At 69.4% G+C, this 16,018-nt stretch carries 24 protein-coding genes; 11 read left to right on the top strand and 13 right to left on the bottom strand.

From position 1 onward, the window contains the following. The first annotated feature begins 396 nt into the window (after positions 1-396). Positions 397-972: a hypothetical protein gene (locus ACGFNN_RS15040; RefSeq protein WP_393555937.1), complete on the top strand. Its 576-nt coding sequence runs from the start codon at positions 397-399 to the stop codon at positions 970-972. 89 nt (positions 973-1,061) lie between these two features. Here the strand turns inward: ACGFNN_RS15040 and ACGFNN_RS15035 are convergent, their stop codons facing one another. From ACGFNN_RS15035 to ACGFNN_RS15020, 4 genes are all read right to left on the bottom strand, one after another. Further along, positions 1,062-1,304, bottom strand: coding sequence for a lysine transporter LysE (locus ACGFNN_RS15035; RefSeq protein ID WP_393555935.1), 243 nt, complete (start codon positions 1,302-1,304; stop codon positions 1,062-1,064). 107 nt (positions 1,305-1,411) lie between these two features. Continuing rightward, positions 1,412-1,804 carry a DNA-binding protein gene (locus tag ACGFNN_RS15030; protein ID WP_362541522.1) on the bottom strand — a complete coding sequence of 131 codons (393 nt, stop codon included), beginning with the start codon at positions 1,802-1,804 and terminating at the stop codon, positions 1,412-1,414. Continuing rightward, positions 1,801-2,082, bottom strand: coding sequence for a hypothetical protein (locus ACGFNN_RS15025; protein WP_393555933.1), 282 nt, complete (start codon positions 2,080-2,082; stop codon positions 1,801-1,803). The genes ACGFNN_RS15030 and ACGFNN_RS15025 overlap by 4 nt, the downstream gene beginning before the upstream one ends. An 87-nt stretch (positions 2,083-2,169) precedes the next feature. After that, positions 2,170-3,036: a hypothetical protein gene (locus tag ACGFNN_RS15020; RefSeq protein WP_393555931.1), complete on the bottom strand. Its 867-nt coding sequence runs from the start codon at positions 3,034-3,036 to the stop codon at positions 2,170-2,172. Between the two features lie 334 nt (positions 3,037-3,370). Between ACGFNN_RS15020 and ACGFNN_RS15015 the strand changes: the two genes are divergently transcribed. The 5 genes from ACGFNN_RS15015 (at position 3,371) to ACGFNN_RS14995 (ending at position 7,771) form a co-directional block, all read left to right on the top strand. Continuing rightward, a complete protein-coding gene (locus ACGFNN_RS15015; protein ID WP_393555929.1) occupies positions 3,371-3,925 on the top strand; it encodes a GNAT family N-acetyltransferase in 555 nt (184 codons plus the stop codon). 661 nt (positions 3,926-4,586) lie between these two features. Further along, positions 4,587-5,627 carry an SGNH/GDSL hydrolase family protein gene (locus ACGFNN_RS15010; protein WP_393555927.1) on the top strand — a complete coding sequence of 347 codons (1,041 nt, stop codon included), beginning with the start codon at positions 4,587-4,589 and terminating at the stop codon, positions 5,625-5,627. 107 nt (positions 5,628-5,734) lie between these two features. After that, positions 5,735-5,944 (top strand): hypothetical protein, encoded by a 210-nt coding sequence (locus tag ACGFNN_RS15005; protein WP_393555925.1) that lies wholly within the window; start codon positions 5,735-5,737, stop codon positions 5,942-5,944. 192 nt (positions 5,945-6,136) lie between these two features. Next, entirely contained in the window at positions 6,137-6,892 is a 756-nt protein-coding gene (locus tag ACGFNN_RS15000) for an SDR family NAD(P)-dependent oxidoreductase (RefSeq protein ID WP_393555923.1), read from the top strand. A 33-nt stretch (positions 6,893-6,925) separates the two neighbouring features. Further along, complete coding sequence (locus tag ACGFNN_RS14995; protein WP_393555921.1) at positions 6,926-7,771, top strand: helix-turn-helix transcriptional regulator; 846 nt, start codon at positions 6,926-6,928, stop codon at positions 7,769-7,771. Between the two features lie 60 nt (positions 7,772-7,831). On the opposite strand, the gene ACGFNN_RS14990 is transcribed toward ACGFNN_RS14995, so the two are convergent. The 3 genes from ACGFNN_RS14990 to ACGFNN_RS14980 form a co-directional block, all read right to left on the bottom strand. Beyond that, the gene (locus ACGFNN_RS14990; protein WP_393555919.1) at positions 7,832-8,440 is read right to left on the bottom strand and encodes an SMI1/KNR4 family protein; all 609 of its coding nucleotides are present in this window, start codon (positions 8,438-8,440) and stop codon (positions 7,832-7,834) included. 81 nt (positions 8,441-8,521) lie between these two features. Next, on the bottom strand, positions 8,522-9,106 hold the full coding sequence (locus tag ACGFNN_RS14985) for a S1 RNA-binding domain-containing protein (RefSeq protein WP_393555917.1): 585 nt from the start codon (positions 9,104-9,106) through the stop codon (positions 8,522-8,524). Positions 9,107-9,449: 343 nt separating this feature from the next. After that, positions 9,450-9,719, bottom strand: a complete 270-nt coding sequence (locus ACGFNN_RS14980) for a hypothetical protein (RefSeq protein WP_393555916.1) — start codon at positions 9,717-9,719, stop codon at positions 9,450-9,452. Here ACGFNN_RS14980 and ACGFNN_RS14975 point away from each other — a divergent pair. Continuing rightward, positions 9,635-9,886: a hypothetical protein gene (locus tag ACGFNN_RS14975; RefSeq protein WP_393556248.1), complete on the top strand. Its 252-nt coding sequence runs from the start codon at positions 9,635-9,637 to the stop codon at positions 9,884-9,886. The two genes, ACGFNN_RS14980 and ACGFNN_RS14975, sit on opposite strands and share 85 nt — an antisense overlap. Here the strand turns inward: ACGFNN_RS14975 and ACGFNN_RS14970 are convergent. After that, on the bottom strand, positions 9,875-10,513 hold the full coding sequence (locus tag ACGFNN_RS14970; protein WP_393555914.1) for a TetR/AcrR family transcriptional regulator: 639 nt from the start codon (positions 10,511-10,513) through the stop codon (positions 9,875-9,877). The genes ACGFNN_RS14975 and ACGFNN_RS14970 overlap by 12 nt on opposite strands. A 148-nt stretch (positions 10,514-10,661) precedes the next feature. Here ACGFNN_RS14970 and ACGFNN_RS14965 point away from each other — a divergent pair, with 148 nt between their 5' ends. Continuing rightward, the gene (locus ACGFNN_RS14965) at positions 10,662-11,420 is read left to right on the top strand and encodes an SDR family NAD(P)-dependent oxidoreductase (RefSeq protein ID WP_393555912.1); all 759 of its coding nucleotides are present in this window, start codon (positions 10,662-10,664) and stop codon (positions 11,418-11,420) included. Positions 11,421-11,539: 119 nt separating this feature from the next. Here the strand turns inward: ACGFNN_RS14965 and ACGFNN_RS14960 are convergent, their stop codons facing one another. Both ACGFNN_RS14960 and ACGFNN_RS14955 read right to left on the bottom strand, forming a co-directional pair. Next, entirely contained in the window at positions 11,540-12,082 is a 543-nt protein-coding gene (locus ACGFNN_RS14960) for a hypothetical protein (RefSeq protein ID WP_393555910.1), read from the bottom strand. 150 nt (positions 12,083-12,232) lie between these two features. After that, positions 12,233-12,487 carry a DUF6332 family protein gene (locus ACGFNN_RS14955; protein ID WP_393555908.1) on the bottom strand — a complete coding sequence of 85 codons (255 nt, stop codon included), beginning with the start codon at positions 12,485-12,487 and terminating at the stop codon, positions 12,233-12,235. A gap of 144 nt (positions 12,488-12,631) precedes the next feature. Between ACGFNN_RS14955 and ACGFNN_RS14950 the strand changes: the two genes are divergently transcribed. Then, positions 12,632-13,282, top strand: a complete 651-nt coding sequence (locus tag ACGFNN_RS14950) for a DUF6518 family protein (protein ID WP_393555906.1) — start codon at positions 12,632-12,634, stop codon at positions 13,280-13,282. Positions 13,283-13,285: 3 nt separating this feature from the next. On the opposite strand, the gene ACGFNN_RS14945 is transcribed toward ACGFNN_RS14950, so the two are convergent. Together ACGFNN_RS14945 and ACGFNN_RS14940 are read right to left on the bottom strand one after the other, a co-directional pair. Then, on the bottom strand, positions 13,286-13,552 hold the full coding sequence (locus tag ACGFNN_RS14945) for a DUF397 domain-containing protein (protein ID WP_393555904.1): 267 nt from the start codon (positions 13,550-13,552) through the stop codon (positions 13,286-13,288). Then, entirely contained in the window at positions 13,533-14,375 is an 843-nt protein-coding gene (locus ACGFNN_RS14940) for a helix-turn-helix domain-containing protein (RefSeq protein WP_393555902.1), read from the bottom strand. Before ACGFNN_RS14940 ends, ACGFNN_RS14945 begins: the two co-directional genes overlap by 20 nt. Positions 14,376-14,478: 103 nt before the next feature. Here ACGFNN_RS14940 and ACGFNN_RS14935 point away from each other — a divergent pair, with 103 nt between their 5' ends. After that, positions 14,479-14,733 (top strand): hypothetical protein, encoded by a 255-nt coding sequence (locus tag ACGFNN_RS14935; RefSeq protein WP_393555900.1) that lies wholly within the window; start codon positions 14,479-14,481, stop codon positions 14,731-14,733. Continuing rightward, positions 14,723-14,959, top strand: a complete 237-nt coding sequence (locus ACGFNN_RS14930) for a hypothetical protein (RefSeq protein ID WP_393555899.1) — start codon at positions 14,723-14,725, stop codon at positions 14,957-14,959. Before ACGFNN_RS14935 ends, ACGFNN_RS14930 begins: the two co-directional genes overlap by 11 nt. Here the strand turns inward: ACGFNN_RS14930 and ACGFNN_RS14925 are convergent. After that, positions 14,931-15,965: a hypothetical protein gene (locus ACGFNN_RS14925; RefSeq protein WP_393555897.1), complete on the bottom strand. Its 1,035-nt coding sequence runs from the start codon at positions 15,963-15,965 to the stop codon at positions 14,931-14,933. The two genes, ACGFNN_RS14930 and ACGFNN_RS14925, sit on opposite strands and share 29 nt — an antisense overlap. Positions 15,966-16,018 lie beyond the last annotated feature (53 nt).

Raw genomic sequence — 16,018 nt, 5'->3', positions numbered from 1 at the left:
TCGCTGTCGGGTCGGCGTGCGGGCGCGGGGCTGCGGTCCCGGCACGGTGTGCGGCACACGAGTCGTGTGGCCGCATGACGACGGCCACACGCCGAATATGGCACCGGACCAGCGGCCCGGCCTCCCGTGCGCACCCGAACCGGTCGCTACCGGGGAGTAGGGGAGCGGCGGGGCGCGAACCTTCCGGAGCCCCGCGGAAGAGCCTCCAGGCTGAGTGGTTGAACACCGGGTCAAACCCGGCACGTGCGGCTACCTCGATCGGATGGAGCCCGGCTTACCCCTCTGGCGCGGCGCTCCACGACCTCTCCATGATCACCAGTGGCGGGGCCCTGGCCAGCAGGTTCTGGGGGAACAGGGGCACTCGCATGCCGTCGAACGACCGAAACGGGAGTGACCGTGGCGAACGAGCTGAAGTACGGCGACAAGATCCACCTGCAGAACGGCTACAGCGACTGGAAGGGCGGCTACCTCGACACCAACGGGCACAGCAGCGACTCCGGCGGCAAGTACGCCGTGTCCACCGCCGAGTCACCCACCCGAGGCGAAGGCACCGGAACCTGGGAGATCCTCTCGCCGACCGGCAAGGCCGCGGGTACCCCGGTCGTCAGCGGCGACGTGATCCAGCTGCGCAACCTCTACGGCGGCGACGGCGGCTACCTCGACACCAACGGCCACGCCACCCCTGACCAGAGGAACGCGGGCGCCCGGTACAACGTCTCCACGTCCAAGGACAAGGACCGCGCGCCCGGCTCCGGCACCGGCCGCTGGCGCATCACCGCACGGACGTCCACGCCCGCCGACGGGAACATCCGCCCCGGGGACGTCATCCACCTGTGGAACCTCTACGCCGACAACGGTGGCTTCCTGGAGACCAACGGCCACGGTCCGGCCGGCGGGAAGTACGACGTGTGCACCAACGCCTACTCCAACCGCTCCTCCGACGTCGCCGACTGGAAGGCCCAGCGCCCGTAACTCCGTTCGCCCGGGCCTCGCCCCACGGGCCCGAGCTGGAGTCGCCGTCCCGGTGGTGCGGTGCCGGGACGGCGCACGGCGGCAGGCAGTTACAGGCAGCCGCATTCTCCGGCGTAGAGCAGCAGGAAGAGAGCCGTGGCAGCGGCCGGGGTGAAGCCCGCGATGCTCAGGGAAGCGATGGTCCGGCGGCTCCGCTTCCTGGGGATCAGGGATCTCTGCCATGCGCCGTAGACGAGGAAGAGCGCCAAGGCGCCGCCTCCCGCCACGGTCAGAGGCGGACTGAGTGGCCAGCTCAGGGGAGGCTCCCAGTACCAGGCAGCCGAGTAGGGCACAGGCGAGCAGGCTGAGGGCCGTCTCGAAGATGAGGTCAAGCCTTCTTCGCGCATCACGCGTTGACCTGCGGAAAAGCGGCAGGTACAGGAATACCCGACGCGGACACTCAGATCGGCTCGACGGCGATGCGAGGGTGGCACAGTCGGCGCAGGTCATCGGTGTCGCTCGTGAGGACAGTGACGTCACCGTGCTCCGTATGAGCCGTGGCTGCGAGCATCGCATCAATGGCGTACTTGTGGCCGTGCAGACTTTCGGCTGCGAGCAGTCTGCTCGCCGCACGCGCGCTCTCCTCCGTGACGGGGCGCACCTTGGTCAGGGAAACGGCATGGTCGAAAGCCGCCTGCGGCACCTTCGGATCGCGTGCCTCCACCAGCGTGGCCGCGCTCGTCACGACGAGCAGGTCCAGGCTGCGGGCGACGTCCAGCCACACGGTCATGTCGCGGTGCCGGCGGGAGAGCTTGGAGAGAGCCTCGCTGTCAAGAAGGAGAGTCCCGCTCATGCGGCGTCCGCCGGAGCGGAGTCGCCGCGGTGGGCAGCGTGGTGGGCGCGGATGCGCTCGGCCTTGGCCGACACCTCGGCAGGATCGACAGGGCCGTGCTCCGCTTCAGCGGCGGCGATGTACTCATCGATGGCCTCGCGCTGGAGCTGCCGCTGTACGGCCTCCTCGATGTAGGACGAGATGCCTTGTTTGCCGGCTCGTACGCGGATCGCCTCCAGGGTCTCGGCGCGCAGGGAGACGCTGGTGACTCGGGTCTTGCCGGGGCGGGGCGTATCCATGGGGAAAGTGTAGTACATGACCTATTAACGTGCTGGCGTTCCGAGGCGGCTTCCGCGTCCTGGCGCAGCTTCCGGGACGAGCCTTCCTCAACGGGCGGACGGCGCCTCGGGTTCGGCATCCGGCTTCCGCCGCGCCCGCGCGGTGCGCTCGTACCGTGGTACGACGCCCGCCCTGATCTCCGCGATGCGCGCGCGTACGTCCTCGGTGGGCACAGCGTCCGGCGGCCCGGCGGAGACGGGTGCGGCCTCGCCACGGCACCGGGAGCAGAGCCCGCCCGCCAGTGCTTCCGGGCTGCCGGGTGCGCGGCACTCGCCGCACTCCAGGGTCAGCAGGGCCGAAGACCGCTCGGGGGCGGGCCGGTACGGCGGCAGCTTGTCGGCGAGGCGCCTGCGGATCAGTGCGGACGCGCGGTGCACCGGCACGGGCAGCCCGTCGGTCAAGGCGTGCATCACTTCCGTCTCCGTGGCGCCCCGCTCGAACCACTCGTCGACCTGCGGCTCAAGGCTCTCGCACTCGGCCGCCGACAGGCTCAGCGACGGCGCCTTGCGCCCCAGGGCGGCCAGCAGGGCGTAGGCCCGGGACCGGGTCGGCCGCTGCGGCGCCGTCTCGCGCGGCACGTCGCCCCGGACGAAGGCGGCCCACCACTCGTCGTCCCGCGCGGTCCGGGAGAAGAACGTACGCGTCACCCAGATCATCAGCTGGTCGGTGGTGACGCACTCGCGTCCCCGGCGCAGATGTCCGGCGGCCTGGAGCCTGTTGAGTGCGGTCCGCAGCGCGCACTGGCCGTAGGGGAGGGCCCTGGCCAGGGTCTTCACGGAGATGTCGGAGCCGTCGGGCAGCCGGTCGATGTACGCGGCGACGGCCGCCTCACGGGGCGGAAGGTGGGCGAAGTCGCGCTCGCCGCGCGGGCTCTGGTCCACGGCGGAACGCTTGCCGTAACCGGGGTTCGCCATGGGGTGCGGGGCAACCGTGGAGGTGTGGGGGGCCGCACTAAACTGCGTGGCAGTCATTCAGTTCGCCTATTCCGTGCTGGGTGATCAGACCCCTGTCCGGTGTTGGCGCACCGACGGGGGTCGTTCTGTCTGTCGATCCGCACGCTAGAGCGTCGCCACGATGCGTGGCAAGTCGCTCACGAAAAGTCACTCTTTCCAGCTCGGGGAGGGTGGGTGGGCGGGAAAAGGACCCTCCTTCCAATCCACTGAAAGAGCGCTCGAAGCTGAGGACTTGAGCTTCGGGTGGTCGGGAAACGCGGTTGTCCGGGAGGGGCGGTTCGCGTTGGCTGGCGGCATGACGGAACGATCTGCCGAACACCCCGCCCTGACCACAGAACGCCTGGCCCTGCGCCCGTGGAGGGACTCCGACCTCGCCCCCTGGGCCGCCATGAACGCCGACCCAGCCGTCCGCGAGCACCTCGGCGACGTACTGACCCGCGAGCAGAGTGACGCATCCGTTGCTCGCTTCCGGGCCGACTTCGCCCGGCGGGGCTACGGCTGGTGGGCGGTCGAGGTACGCGCCACGGGCAAGTTCATCGGCTTCGCGGGCCTGGACGAGGTCGATCCCGGCCTCCCCTTCACCGGCGTGGAGATCGGCTGGCGCCTCGCCCGGCCCGCCTGGGGCCACGGTTACGCCACCGAGGCCGCGCGCGCCGTACTCGCCTTCGGCTTCGACACCCTCGGACTGCCGGAGATCCTCGCGGTGACCACGGCCACCAACCACCGCTCCCAGGCGGTGATGCGCCGCCTCGGCATGACCCGGGACCCCGACGACGACTTCGAGGACCCGACCGCCCCCGAAGGCCCGCTGCGGCCGAACGTGGTCCTCAGGAAGGCGGCAGGGGTCTGACGGAAGGTTCTGCGGCACAGGTGCGGCGGTGCGTGCTCATGCCGAACGGGACGCTCGTGGAACCGGATCGGTTGGCCGTGGCTAAGGACTTGCCGGGAATCAACTTGCTGTCGAACACCCTGCATGAGCTGCGGTGTCAAGAGCGGGTAATTCCCGCCGGTGTCCTGCGCCGGGATGATCGGCCTTGTGGGGCGTGGGGGATCTTGAGTGGCTGTGATGAGGTTCCCGAGCCTCTCCTCGTCCGACGATCAGGGGTGGGGTGGGCCCGAGTGACCCCGTCGCAGGCGGAACTCCGGCCGGTTCGAGCTGCGCAGCAGTGTCAACTGCTGCGCGCGTCTGCGACGGCCGCCCATTCGTTCGGCAGGAACGGCCGTGGGCCGACTCCCGTCGTCCTGCCGGCAGGCGGCCTTGCAGTCCGGCTCGCAGCGCGGCCACATCTGCCCTCCCCGTTCGGGTCATGGACGTTCTCGATCTAGGTAGCCGCTCCTCCTCGGCACCCTCGCTGATCAGGCGAGACGAGTCGACGTGACGAGATTTGACCAAGATCGCCCGGTTGCGCTTCGCCAGCACTGGACCATCACGTTCCGCTCGTGAATGAATACCTAGAGTTACCTTCTGTCTCATCCCCTCTTCTCGTGGGCCTCTACGAAAGGGCACAGCCATGTCTTCTGCCATGCGTAAGACGACCACTCCCAGGGCGCGGCGGCTGGTCGCAGCCACGATCGCGTTCGGCAGTTGCCTCGCACTCGCCGTGCCGGCGGGAGGTGCCGCCGCGGCGCCCGCCGACCCCCTTCCGACCGTCTTCTTCGGCGACTCCTACACCGCCAACTTCGGCATCGCTCCCGTGAACAACCAGGGCAGCGAGAGGGGCTGGTGCTTCCAGGCCACGGACAACTATCCAGCCGTCGTCACCCGGAGCCTCGCGGACAAGAGCATCACGCTGGAGGTCCAGTCGGACGTCTCCTGCGGAGGCGCCCTCGCCCGCCACTTCTGGGACAAGCAGGAGCTGCCCTTCGGCGCCGGGACGCTACCGGCGCAGCAGGACGCGCTCAAGCAGGACACCCAGCTGGCCGTGGGAAGCATGGGCGGCAATACGCTGGGCTTCAACCGCATCCTGAAGCAGTGTTCCGACGAGCTCCGGAAGCCCTCTCTGCTGCCGGGAGACCCGGTGGACGGGGACGAGCCGGCCGCCAAGTGCGGTGAGTTCTTCGAGACCGGCGACGGAAAGAGCTGGCTGGACGGCCAGTTCGAGCAGGTCGCCGGCGATCTGGAGGAGCTGCTCGACCGCATCGGCTACTTCGCCCCCGCCGCGAAGCGCGTCCTGGTCGGCTACCCCCGCCTCGTGCCCGCCGACACCACCAAGTGCCAGACCGCTGCGCCCGGCCAGACGCAGCTGCCGTTCGCCGACGTCTCCCAGGACGCCCTGCCGGTCCTGGACCAGATCCAGAAGCGGCTCAACGACGTCATGAAGAAGGCTGCCACCGACGCCGATGGCGGCGCCGACTTCGTCGACCTCTACGCCAGCACCGGCGCCAACACGGCGTGCGACGGCGCCGACCGAGGTATCGGCGGCCTGCTGGAGGAGTCCCAGCTCGAACTCCTCGATACCAAGATCCCCTGGTACGCGCACCCCAACGCGAAGGGCCGCGACATCCAGGCCAAGCAGGTAGCCACCAAGATCGAAGAAGTACTCAACCGTTGACCGGCACCACAACCGCTCTCCCCGCATGAACGAAGCCCCAGGACCCGCCATCGGCCTGGGGCATCGCAGCCGGGCTGACTCCAGGCGAGTTGCCTCAACTCGCCCTCATGGAACCGGCCGAAGTCTCCCTGCGGGCGGCCGGCGCCGCCTACCGAACGCGACTGTCCGGCTCGCCCGACGACCTCATGGCGCTGATCACCGTCGCACCCGAGCTGACGAACCCGGCCTACCGGGACCTGCTGATCGGTTACGCGTGCGTGGGACCCGGGCTGCCCGAAGAGCTCGTCACCCGCGCCCGGGGCCTTCGCGGGAAGTGAGCGCGCGGCCCCCGCAGCCGCAGAGTGCGCTGTTCCCGCCGGCTCAGGGCCCGTGCGCCCGTAAGGGGGGATCCGCGATCCCTGGATGAGTGCTGCCTTCATCCGCCTTCCGGCCTGGGGCACCGTCGTAGGTGAGGCCACGCGGGACCACCAGGGTTCCGCCGGGCCACCACGACAGCCAGGGAGTACGACATGACCCGCATCGCACTTGTCACCGGCGCCAACCGAGGGCTCGGCCGCAGCACCGTGCTCCACCTCGCGGAGGCCGGCACGGACATCGTCCTCACCTACCGTTCGCACCCCGAGGAGGCGCAGGCCGTCGTCGAGGAGGTGCGCAAACTGGGGCGTACGGCGGTCGCGCTGCGCCTGGACACCGGGGACACCTCGACGTTCCCCGCCTTCGTGGCGGAGCTGCGTACCGCGCTCAAGGAGAACTGGGGCCGGGAGGACCTCGACGCGCTGGTCAACAATGCGGGACACGGGGTCCACGCACCGTTCGCCGAGACCACCGAGGAGCAGTTCGACGGGCTGATGAACGTCCACGTCAAGGGCGTCTACTTCCTCACCCAGGCGCTGCTGCCGCTGATCGTGGACGGCGGCAGGATCCTCAACGTCTCCACCGGCCTGACCCGCTTCATCGCCGCGCCCACCTCGGCGTACGCGGCGGCCAAGGGCGCGGTGGAGATCCTCACCCGCTACCTCGCCAAGGAGCTCGGCCCGCGCGGGATCGCGGTCAACGCGATCGCCCCGGGCGCCACCGGCACCGACTTCGGCGGCGGCGGTGTCCGCGACAACGAGGAGATGCGCACCATGCTGAGCAGCGTCACCGCCATGGGCCGCCCCGGGGAGCCGGACGACATCGGTGCTGCCGCAGCCGCACTCCTCGCGGAGGGCACCAGCTGGGTCACCGGGCAGCGCATCGAGGCGTCCGGCGGAATGATGCTCTGACGTGTACGTACATCTGTGAGGGAGAGCGGAACCGTGGACCGAGCACAGCTCGCGGACTTCCTGCGCACCCGCCGGGAGGCCCTGCAACCTGAGGACGTGGGCCTGCCGCGCGGACCGCGCCGCCGTACCCGTGGCCTGCGCCGGGAGGAGGCGGCCATGCTCAGCGGCATGTCCACCGACTACTACAGCCGGCTGGAACAGCAGAGGGGCCCGCAGCCCTCGGAGCCGATGCTCGCCGCCATCGCGCGCGGCCTGCACCTCACCCTCGCCGAACGCGACCATCTCTTCCGCATCGCCGGGCACAACACCCCCTCCCGGCCCGGCGCCCTGCGCTCGGATCACATCACCCCCGGCCTCATGCGGATCCTCGGCAGGCTGAACGACACCCCGGCACAGGTCATCAGCGATGTGGCGGAGACGCTGATGCAGACTCCGGTAGCCACCGCCCTCCTCGGCGACCAGACGCAGTACACGGGTCCCGAACGCAGCCTGATCTACCGGTGGTTCACCGATCCGGACGCCCGGTTGCTCTATCCCGAGGAGGACCACCCGCTGCACAGCCGTTTCTTCACCGCCGAGCTGCGCGCCTCCTACTCCCGGCAGGGTGCGGGAGGCCGGGCGGAGGAGCTGGCGGGCCTGCTCCAGGACCGTAGCGAGGAGTTCGCAGAGCTCTGGAGCACCCACGAGATCGGTGTGCCACGCGTCGACCCCAAGCGCATCCGCCACCCGGAGCTCGGCGTCCTGAACCTCCAGTGCCAGGTGCTGCTCGACCCGGAGCAGTACCAGGCCCTGCTGGTCTACACGGCCATTCCGGGCTCCGAGGACGACGACAAGCTCCGCATGCTGCCGGTGCTGGGGACGCGGGCCGCGGGGACGTGAGGGGGCGGGGGCGAAGCGTGCTGGAGTCGCGGCCGTAATTCGGGCTTCTGTTCCTCGGGGCTAGACCGTTTCTTCCGGCTCGTCTCCCGGAGCGTCGGCGAACCATGAGCGGCCCTGGGACCAGTGGGTCACCCATCCGGTGAAGCCAGGGGTACCCGGCATGGGGGAGGCGTTCGACGAGGTACCGAAGGGCATCGCGCCGTTCTCGTCAATCAGCCAGATGTGACCGCGCTGCGGGCCGGTGACGACCAGGTGCCAGTACATGCCGCAGCCGTCGGTGCCCAGCAACAGGGACCCGTGGTCGTACGCGGCGTCCGTCCGCGCCTCGAGTTCCTGCTCCGACAGTCCCTCCTGGTCCTCCTCGTCGTACTCCCACATCCACGTCGCCGTGAGTGGAAACGGCTTGGCGAGAAGGCGCTCGGGGCGGTCGGCGCCCCAGTCCGAGGGCGTTTGCGCGAAGGGCAGCAGGCCGTAGTAGGGCGGCCCGGCCCGCAGGCCGTCGCAGACCTCCGCAACGAACGTGCGGTACGGCTCCGGCAGCACGATGCCGTGCTCCGTTTCGAAGGACAGCACCGCCTCCCAGCCGGCCGGCGGCGCCGCCTCGGGACGAGGAGCGAAGAGTTCGCGGAGGGTGGCCAACTCGGCCGGATCACAAGCTTCTGTGTTCATGACGGCCATGATGCAAGATCCGAAGACGGCCCAGGGCTGCTTCCCCGGCGATCACACCCGGAGCTGGATGAACGCCGGCCGTCACGTCGGCAGCACCCGCCCTGTGCGCTGGCCGCTCTCCGGGGTGGAGAGAAGCACCCGGCGGGCCTGCAGATCTACTTCCCGAACGACGACGGCAATCTCATCCCCGGTCTCGAAGTTGTTTGCCGGGCTCGCAGCAGGGCGCCCGTCGATCTGCTTGAAGGGAACCAACCCCGAGATCCCATCCCCGAGGTCGATGAAGACGCCGATGGGAACCACCCTCTCAACCCGCCCGAGGAGTTCCTGACCACCCACTGTGCGGTCGGCGAAAGCCTGGAGAGGGTCGGGCTCCATGGCCTTCAAAGACAGCCTGGCCTCAGCGTTGTAGGTGTCGGAGCCGAGGAACTCGCAGGCAACACGCTGCCCTACCTGAACGACATCGGTGGGATCGTCGAAGCGCCGCCAGGACAGTTCGGGGATACCGAGGAACCCGACACCGGGCAGGGTTGGATGATCGGGCCCGTCGTCCAGCGCCACGAAGACCCCGAACCGCTCGATGGCCGCGACCGTGCCGGACAGAATGTCGCCACAGTGCAGGGACTCCAGGTACGCCCAGAGTTCCGGGCTGTCGGACTGCCAATCCATACCCGCAAACCTGGCACAGCGAACCGCCCCGAACGCGGCCTGCTCTCGGAGTGGTTCACCGGCCCGGGCGCCCGGTTGCTCTACCCGGAGGAGGGCCAGGCCCTGCTGGTCTACACGGCCACCCCGGGATCCGAGGACGACGACAAGCTCCGCTTGCTGCCGGTGTTGGGGACGCGGACCGCGGGGGCGTGAGGGGGTGGGGCGAAGCTTGCCGTAGTCCAGGCCGCAACGTGGACTCCGGCGCCTCGGGGCTCGGCCCGTGCCGAACTCCGCATCGCCGCGACCTCCGTCTGTTCCACGAGATGCTCCGTGCGGACCGTCAAGCGGTGTGGCGCTGGTCCGCTCAGTCGTCGAACCACACAACGAGGCGCACATTGTCGTCACCGTGCTGCTCTGAGAGTGCTTCCATCGCTTGCCAGACGGGTCGCCACTCGCCGGTTTCGGTGACGGCATCTCTGCGGCAGATGGTGACTGATTCGTAGAGCGTTTCCCTGACGAGCCACTCACTTCCTTCAGGGAACTCCATCACTGAAGGGGCATCGGGGGCCACGGCAACGCATCCCGCAGCCCTCTCGGCGATTTCCCCGGTCGACCTCCCGGTCTCGACCACCACGCCGCACCGCCCGCCGCAACCACATACGGCTGACCTTCCTCGACTCCGGTGGCCGCGCCCTGTACGCCTGCTGGGAGGAGGTGGGCCGCGATTGCGTCTCGTACCTCCGAAAGCTCCCTGGATTCGGACGCGTTGATCACTCGAGGGTCTTCGGATCAGGCCTCTGAGCCGGGGCGGGAGTACCTGGCGAGCATGGTCCGGACGGCCTCTTCGACGGCGTAGTCGACGTCGGAGGCTGCGGGGTTCCAGTCGCTCAGCAGCATGCGGGGCCACAGGACGTAGTTGGCGATCATGCCGAGGAACTGGTTCGCGGCGCTCTCCGCATCCGGGACGTCAGCGTTCCCGACCTCGTGCTCGGATTCCAGGTAGCGCTGAACCGAGGCGAAGTAGGGCAGCTTGCCGAGCTGGAACTGCATCCGTCCCAGCTCGGGGAAGCGAGGCAGCTCGGCGATGACGATCCGGAACAGGGCTGCCATCCCTGGTCGGCCGACCAGGCCGGCATAGCGGTGACCGATCATCGTCAGCCCGGAGCGCAGATCTCCGGCCGGTGGCTGCGCCACAGCGTCGTCGGCGTCCCGCTGCCAGGACTCGGCGACGATGGCCTCGAAGAGAGCCGCCTTGGTGGGGAACTGCTTGAACAGGGTGGACTTCGAGACCCCGGCCGCATCGGCGATCCGCGCCAGGGAGGTGCCGTCGTAGCCACGCTCCAGGAACAGTTCCGTGGCCGCGGAGGTGATCGCCTCGCGCTTCTGCTGAGCGAGTCTGCGGTGGTGCGCGGAGAGTTCTGCTGCCATGCGAGCAGTATGCCCCAGACCCGAGGCGAGTCACTTGACTCGCCTCTTTAGGTCTGCCTACGGTTGATTCGTAAGGCGAGTCGAGTGACTCGGCTCTTGTCCGTGACGCCTGGGTGCGCCCTGGTTGTCGCACGGTGGAGGAAAGCTCATGACGAACGACAAGATCGCTCTGGTGACCGGTGCGAATCGCGGCCTCGGGCGCAGTGCGGCCATAGCTCTGGCCAGACGCGGGGTCCGGGTCGTGGTCACCCACCGTGGTGACGCGTCAGGGGTCGCGGAAACGGTCGAGCAGGTGCAGGCCGTGGGCGGGACGGCCGCCGCTCTCCGACTCGACATCGGCGACGTCTCCTCGTTCGCGCCGTTCACCTCCGAAATGCGGGCGCAACTGGAGCGCTGGGGTGCGTCGCGGTTCGACGTCCTGGTCAACAACGCGGGGGTGGGTGTCTTCGGGCCGCTGGAGGCGGTCACGGCCGACGACTTCGACACGGTGATGGGCACCAACGTCCGGGGTACGTTCTTCCTCATCCAGGCGCTCGTGCCGCTGCTGGCCCAAGGCGGCCAGGTCATCAACGTATCGACGTCACTGACTCGCCACACCAGCCCCGCCACCTCGGTCTACTCCGCGTCGAAGGCCGCCGTCGAGGCTCTCAGCCGTACCCTCGCCGCAGAACTCGGACCTCGCGGCATCCGGGTCAACTCCATCGCTCCGGGGCCGACCGCCACCGACTTCAACGGCGGGGCGATGCGGGACGACGCCGGAATGCGCCAGGCTCTGGCCGGACAGACCGCGCTCGGCCGGGTCGGCGAACCTGAGGAGATCGGCGACGCCATCGCCACCCTGGCCTCCGAGGGGATGCGCTGGGTCACAGCCCAGCGCATCGAGGTCTCCGGCGGCGCCTTCCTGTGATCCCGGGCGACGGTCGGCAGGGCCCCGAGAGCTACCTCGCCGGACTCCGCCTTCGGTGCCTCGGTAATCTGGATCAAAGATCTCACCAGGGTGACCCGTTACTCACGACTCGTGCGGCACTAGCGCCGTCGCCCGCGTCCGCCCTGTTCCCTGCTGGGTCGTCTGCCCGCGGCCTTCCCCTTGCGCGCGTCGGGAGCCTGCACCGGACGCCCCTGCCCGTCGATGCTGTCGTCGTCCTCCGACAGGGTCGCCGCGTGAGAGAGCGCATGCCGGATCAACAGCGACAGCTGGGCCTTGGACTCCGCCGAGTGAAGCTCACTCTGCCAAGGGCAGACCGAGTACCAACCTTGGCCGGGATCTGTCAGCGGCGGGCATGGTTCCGCGAGCTCCAGGGGCTCGGCCGGTGCTCCGGGAAGGCGCACCAGCAGGATGCCCGTGCCCCACGCAACGACCGCGGCGATGCCTTTGGCTGCGAGCACCGGCACCCCGAACATCGCTAGGACAGGCCACGGAGGAGCAAGGTCGTCCAGTCTCTCGACCAGATCGGGGTGGGCATGCAGTTCCCACCCTTCGTAGGCGTAGGCACCACGCTCTTGCCGAACCCCCTGCTGCCGCAGCAGGTCAAGCAGGGCCCTGTTCTGAGGCAGCTCCGGCAGTGTCATGCCGCGACACGCTACGCGCCATTCAGCGGCGAAGACAGGGTGGTGCTCCTGTCCAGCGGGCCTACCGGAATACGGCGGATTCGGTCTCGGGATGTTCATCCCGAGCCCCGGGACGGTCCTGCTGCTCGCGCCGCCGCGGGCTGGCCCGCCTCAGTGCCCCTGGCGGCGCTGGGCGTCGAACCGGAGCAGCACGCGGACGAGGCGCCAGAGTCCTGCCGCCGCCCCGAGCACGGCGCCTCCCGTCAGCACCCCGTGTCGCACGGGGCCGCTGACCCGGAAGACGTGTGTGAACGCCCACGCGGGAGCGAAGACCGCGAGGGCCAGTGCGGCGGCGGTGACCAGGGCGAAGACGATCTCCACCGTCATCGCGTCCTTCTCCCACCGCGACTCACGCCCCTGGTCCATGCCGCAAGTCTCGCAGCGCCGTCAAGGTGTGGTGGCGGCTTACACGGGCGAGGCGTAGGCAACGTGTCGACGCGGCGATGCGTCCTTGTGGCCAGACCGGGGCGTCCGCCTCGTACGTCCCGAGCGAACGGTGACAGCAGCGTCATGAGCGCCCTCACGGCCGACACCTCGGCGCCCGCCGTCACGAGCGGCAGACTCTGGGCTGGTGCGATCGCGTCGGCGTTCGCGGGCGGTCTGCTCCTCGGCATCCTGACCAACCTCGCCCAGGGTTGGCTTCCCGGTGCCTGGAACCAGATCGCCAACTCCGGTGCCGTCTGGTCGGTCGCCGGGTTCCTCGCGGGAGCGGTGCTCGCCCGGCGAGTGGGACCGCGCGCCGTCGCCGTCGCCGGTCTGTGCGCCGAGTCGGGGCTCGTCATCGGTTACTACGGTTACGCCGAGCTCGGGCGCGACGGCATGGGCTCGCTGTTCGCGCCCATGGTCTGGCTCTGCATGGCGTTCGTCGCCGGCCCCTTGTTCGCGGTGGCCGGCTCCTGGTGGCGCGGCGACAACCCGCGCCACCGGGTCATCGGCCTCGCGGCGCTCGGCGGGGTCTTCGGTATGGAGGGCGTCCATTACGCCTGGGGGCTGCACTACGCCCCACAGGCGTGGGCGTGCCTCGCCGCGCTGATCGCCGTGGCGTTGCTCATGGGGCGCTCCCACAAGGAACGCGTGCTCACCCTCCTGACCGCGATTCCCTTCTCGTTGCTTGCCTACGGCACCTTCGAGAAGTTGATCCTGGAGACGCTTCTCGGCTGACGGTCAGCCGCGCTTGAGATCCGCGACGAACGCTGCCCACGCGCCGGTACGGAACACGAGCATCGGGCCGTCGGTCACCTTGGAGTCCCGGACGGGGACGACGTCGGGGAGACCGTCGGCTACTTCGAGGCAGTTGCCTCCGTCCCCACCGCTGTAGGACGACTTGCGCCAGGTGGCTACTTCGAGGCAGTCACCGCCGCTGCCGCCGCTGTACGAGGACTTGTGCCAGGACGCCGTCGAGAGGTCGTCATCAGAGATGCTGATCTTCATGAAATCCATCCTCCGCCACGGACCGGATCAGAGCTAGCGATGATTCCGGCGAGAGAGCGCCAGCCACCAAGAGATCGTATGTGAGGTGGTAGCGGGCAACAGCTGATGGATCGTCTTGAAGGCGTCCCATACCAAGGCCATCCACGTATGCCAGTGGGGGAGCGTCGGGGAAGGACATCAACTTCATCCCACCGTCCAGAGCCGCGTGTGCCCCGGCTGAGAACGGCATCACCTGCACGATGATCCGGTGTTGATGCCCCAGCTCGGCCACGTGGCGCAGAGCTTCTGTCATCACGGCTGCACCGCCGACGCGTCTGCTTAGCACCGCCTCGTCCAGGACGACCCACAACAACGGCGTCGTTGGATCGGCGAGCAACTGAGCCCGTTCCAGCCTCGCCGCCACCAGCTCGTCGATCACGTCCTCCGTGGCCGTCGGCTGGTACGCCCGGAACACGGCTCGTGCGTAGCCCTCCGTCTGGAGCAGCCCCGGGATCAGCAGTGGCGCGTACTCCTTGATGGTGGTCGCCTGGCGTTCCGCCTCCGCCGCCTCCGCGAAGTGGTCCGGGTACTTGGACTGCTTGAGGGCCGCGCAGTTCCGTACGAAGAACCCTTCCGAGCACAGCGCCTCGTCCAGTCTCTGGGCCTGGTCCGCCTGCATCCGCCGGGTGCCGGCCTCCAGCTGGCCGATGAACGATCCGCTCACGAACAAGGGTGCTCCCAGGTCCTCCTGGGACAGGCCCGCCGCCTCCCTGCGGTGCCGTAGTTCCGCGCCGAGCAGGGCGCGGGGTGAGGAGGAGGGATCGAGCTTCTTCGGTCCGGGCAAGACGGCCCCCTGTGCCACATCTGCGGGTGTTGGAACTGCGCCTCTTCCACGGTAGCCGCGAATTGGACACGCTGAGTAGGCATAGCCACTACTCAGCGTGGAAATGGGGAAGATCATGATGACGGCTACGGAACGGCGCAGGGACGCAGCGGGCAAGGTCCGGGCTGCGGAGGACGCGGTGGTGCGCTTGCGGAGCGGGCTCGCGGGTGTCGGCGTGAAACTGCCGTCGCTCCGGATCGACCTGGCGTCCTGCGCGGGAGACGAACCGGCTCCGCTCGTCGACCTTGGCCGCTGCTCGCTGGAGACGGCGCTGCTGCTGAGCGTGGCGCTGGAAGAAGCGGTCGGCCATGACAGTTGAGGGTCTGGAGCCGTGTACGCCGGAGCCCGGGACGTACGCGGTCGACGCGCGTGACGGGCGGGTCGGCCGGGTGATGGGCCGGGTCGGCCCGTACGTACAGCTGCGCCCGCCGGGCGGGGGAGCCGAGTGGGACTGCCCGCCGGACTTCGTCAGACCGGCCCCACCCGGGTTGGTGCTCCGGGCGCGGGTGACGGAGATCAACCGCGAGGGGCGGCTGCCCTCCTGACCGCCGTGCCCGCACCCGGCGGCCGCTCGGCCCGGGTGAACCGCTGGTGAAGCGCCGCCAGCGCGGTGTGGGCCGGCGGCAGCACCAGGGCGCCGGTGAGCAGCAGGGCGACGGCGATCGGGGCAAGGACCCCGGCGACGTAGGCGGCGTAGGTGTTGTCCGGGCCCCACTCAAGGAAGAGCGATGCCGTACCGGCGCGGACCGGCTGGGCGGCGGACCACAGCAGGACGTACAGGCCGACGGTCAGCCCGCCCAGGGGCAGGGTGACGGCCAGGGCCCGGAGCCAGGCGGTGGCCCGGCTCCACGTCAGCGTCCAGGAGCGGCGCAGCGCGGCCCAGGGGCCGAGCACTTCCGTAGCGGCGACGGTGGGGGCCAGGGCCCAGCCGAACCGGAGCAGCAGCGTCAGAGCCAGGCCCAGCAGGGGCGGACCGTATCGCAGCAGAGGGAAGAGGTGGGGGTACTCCCACTTGGGGACGATCGCGGTGTACTCCCTGAACGCGGTGGTGGTGAAGTACTCCTGCACCAGGACGCCGACCACGAGCGGGGTCCACACGAGTGCCCCGCGGAGTGCGTACGTACCCAGCACCGGACGGAAGCGGGACCGCCCGTGTGCTGAGTTGCCTCCCTGTTCCGCCGTCGCACGGGCGCAGGCCGTCTGTACGGCGGCGCATCCCGCGTGCAGCAGCGCGATCAGCACCGGAAGGCAGACGAGCAGGATGACCCACAGGGTGTGGACACGGCTTCCGTCGGGCGCGTAGGAGTCCTCGTCCAGGTGGGCCTGTATCGCACCCCGGCGTATCTCGGTGAACGTGGGCCAGGCGGCCAGGAAGCCCACGGCGGTGACCAGCAGGCCGCCGATTGCGGCCGAAGCGGTGACGCGAGCGGACACCCCGTACAGGCGAGGGCCCGCGTGGCGCAGGGCGGTGAGTGCCGTGGCCGCGATCCCGTGCCGGCCGTGTCCGTGTGGGTCCAAGCCCGGCAGGAGGGTGCCGTGGTCGGCCGTCATACGTACTGCCCTTCCGGTCCATGGGCGTCGTCGGTGATCAAGCGCCACCACTC

Source organism: Streptomyces sp. NPDC048590 (assembly GCF_043199535.1).
Lineage (GTDB): Bacteria > Actinomycetota > Actinomycetes > Streptomycetales > Streptomycetaceae > Streptomyces.
The sequence above is the reverse complement of the archived record's forward strand: the minus strand, read 5'-3'. Positions and strand labels throughout refer to the sequence as shown.

What these genes read in the sequence shown, in the direction of transcription:
- ACGFNN_RS14960 (WP_393555910.1), bottom strand. Translation starts at nt 12,082, where the DNA reads ATGACACTGCCGGAGCTGCCTCAGAACAGGGCCCTGCTTGACCTGCTG.
- ACGFNN_RS14925 (WP_393555897.1), bottom strand. Translation starts at nt 15,965, where the DNA reads ATGACGGCCGACCACGGCACCCTCCTGCCGGGCTTGGACCCACACGGA.
- ACGFNN_RS15030 (WP_362541522.1), bottom strand. Translation starts at nt 1,804, where the DNA reads ATGAGCGGGACTCTCCTTCTTGACAGCGAGGCTCTCTCCAAGCTCTCC.
- ACGFNN_RS15010 (WP_393555927.1), top strand. Translation starts at nt 4,587, where the DNA reads ATGTCTTCTGCCATGCGTAAGACGACCACTCCCAGGGCGCGGCGGCTG.
- ACGFNN_RS15015 (WP_393555929.1), top strand. Translation starts at nt 3,371, where the DNA reads ATGACGGAACGATCTGCCGAACACCCCGCCCTGACCACAGAACGCCTG.
- ACGFNN_RS14965 (WP_393555912.1), top strand. Translation starts at nt 10,662, where the DNA reads ATGACGAACGACAAGATCGCTCTGGTGACCGGTGCGAATCGCGGCCTC.
- ACGFNN_RS14935 (WP_393555900.1), top strand. Translation starts at nt 14,479, where the DNA reads ATGGGGAAGATCATGATGACGGCTACGGAACGGCGCAGGGACGCAGCG.
- ACGFNN_RS15020 (WP_393555931.1), bottom strand. Translation starts at nt 3,036, where the DNA reads ATGGCGAACCCCGGTTACGGCAAGCGTTCCGCCGTGGACCAGAGCCCG.
- ACGFNN_RS15000 (WP_393555923.1), top strand. Translation starts at nt 6,137, where the DNA reads ATGACCCGCATCGCACTTGTCACCGGCGCCAACCGAGGGCTCGGCCGC.
- ACGFNN_RS14950 (WP_393555906.1), top strand. Translation starts at nt 12,632, where the DNA reads ATGAGCGCCCTCACGGCCGACACCTCGGCGCCCGCCGTCACGAGCGGC.
- ACGFNN_RS14955 (WP_393555908.1), bottom strand. Translation starts at nt 12,487, where the DNA reads ATGGACCAGGGGCGTGAGTCGCGGTGGGAGAAGGACGCGATGACGGTG.
- ACGFNN_RS14930 (WP_393555899.1), top strand. Translation starts at nt 14,723, where the DNA reads ATGACAGTTGAGGGTCTGGAGCCGTGTACGCCGGAGCCCGGGACGTAC.
- ACGFNN_RS14970 (WP_393555914.1), bottom strand. Translation starts at nt 10,513, where the DNA reads ATGGCAGCAGAACTCTCCGCGCACCACCGCAGACTCGCTCAGCAGAAG.
- ACGFNN_RS14945 (WP_393555904.1), bottom strand. Translation starts at nt 13,552, where the DNA reads ATGAAGATCAGCATCTCTGATGACGACCTCTCGACGGCGTCCTGGCAC.
- ACGFNN_RS14985 (WP_393555917.1), bottom strand. Translation starts at nt 9,106, where the DNA reads ATGGATTGGCAGTCCGACAGCCCGGAACTCTGGGCGTACCTGGAGTCC.
- ACGFNN_RS15025 (WP_393555933.1), bottom strand. Translation starts at nt 2,082, where the DNA reads ATGGATACGCCCCGCCCCGGCAAGACCCGAGTCACCAGCGTCTCCCTG.
- ACGFNN_RS14990 (WP_393555919.1), bottom strand. Translation starts at nt 8,440, where the DNA reads ATGAACACAGAAGCTTGTGATCCGGCCGAGTTGGCCACCCTCCGCGAA.
- ACGFNN_RS15005 (WP_393555925.1), top strand. Translation starts at nt 5,735, where the DNA reads ATGGAACCGGCCGAAGTCTCCCTGCGGGCGGCCGGCGCCGCCTACCGA.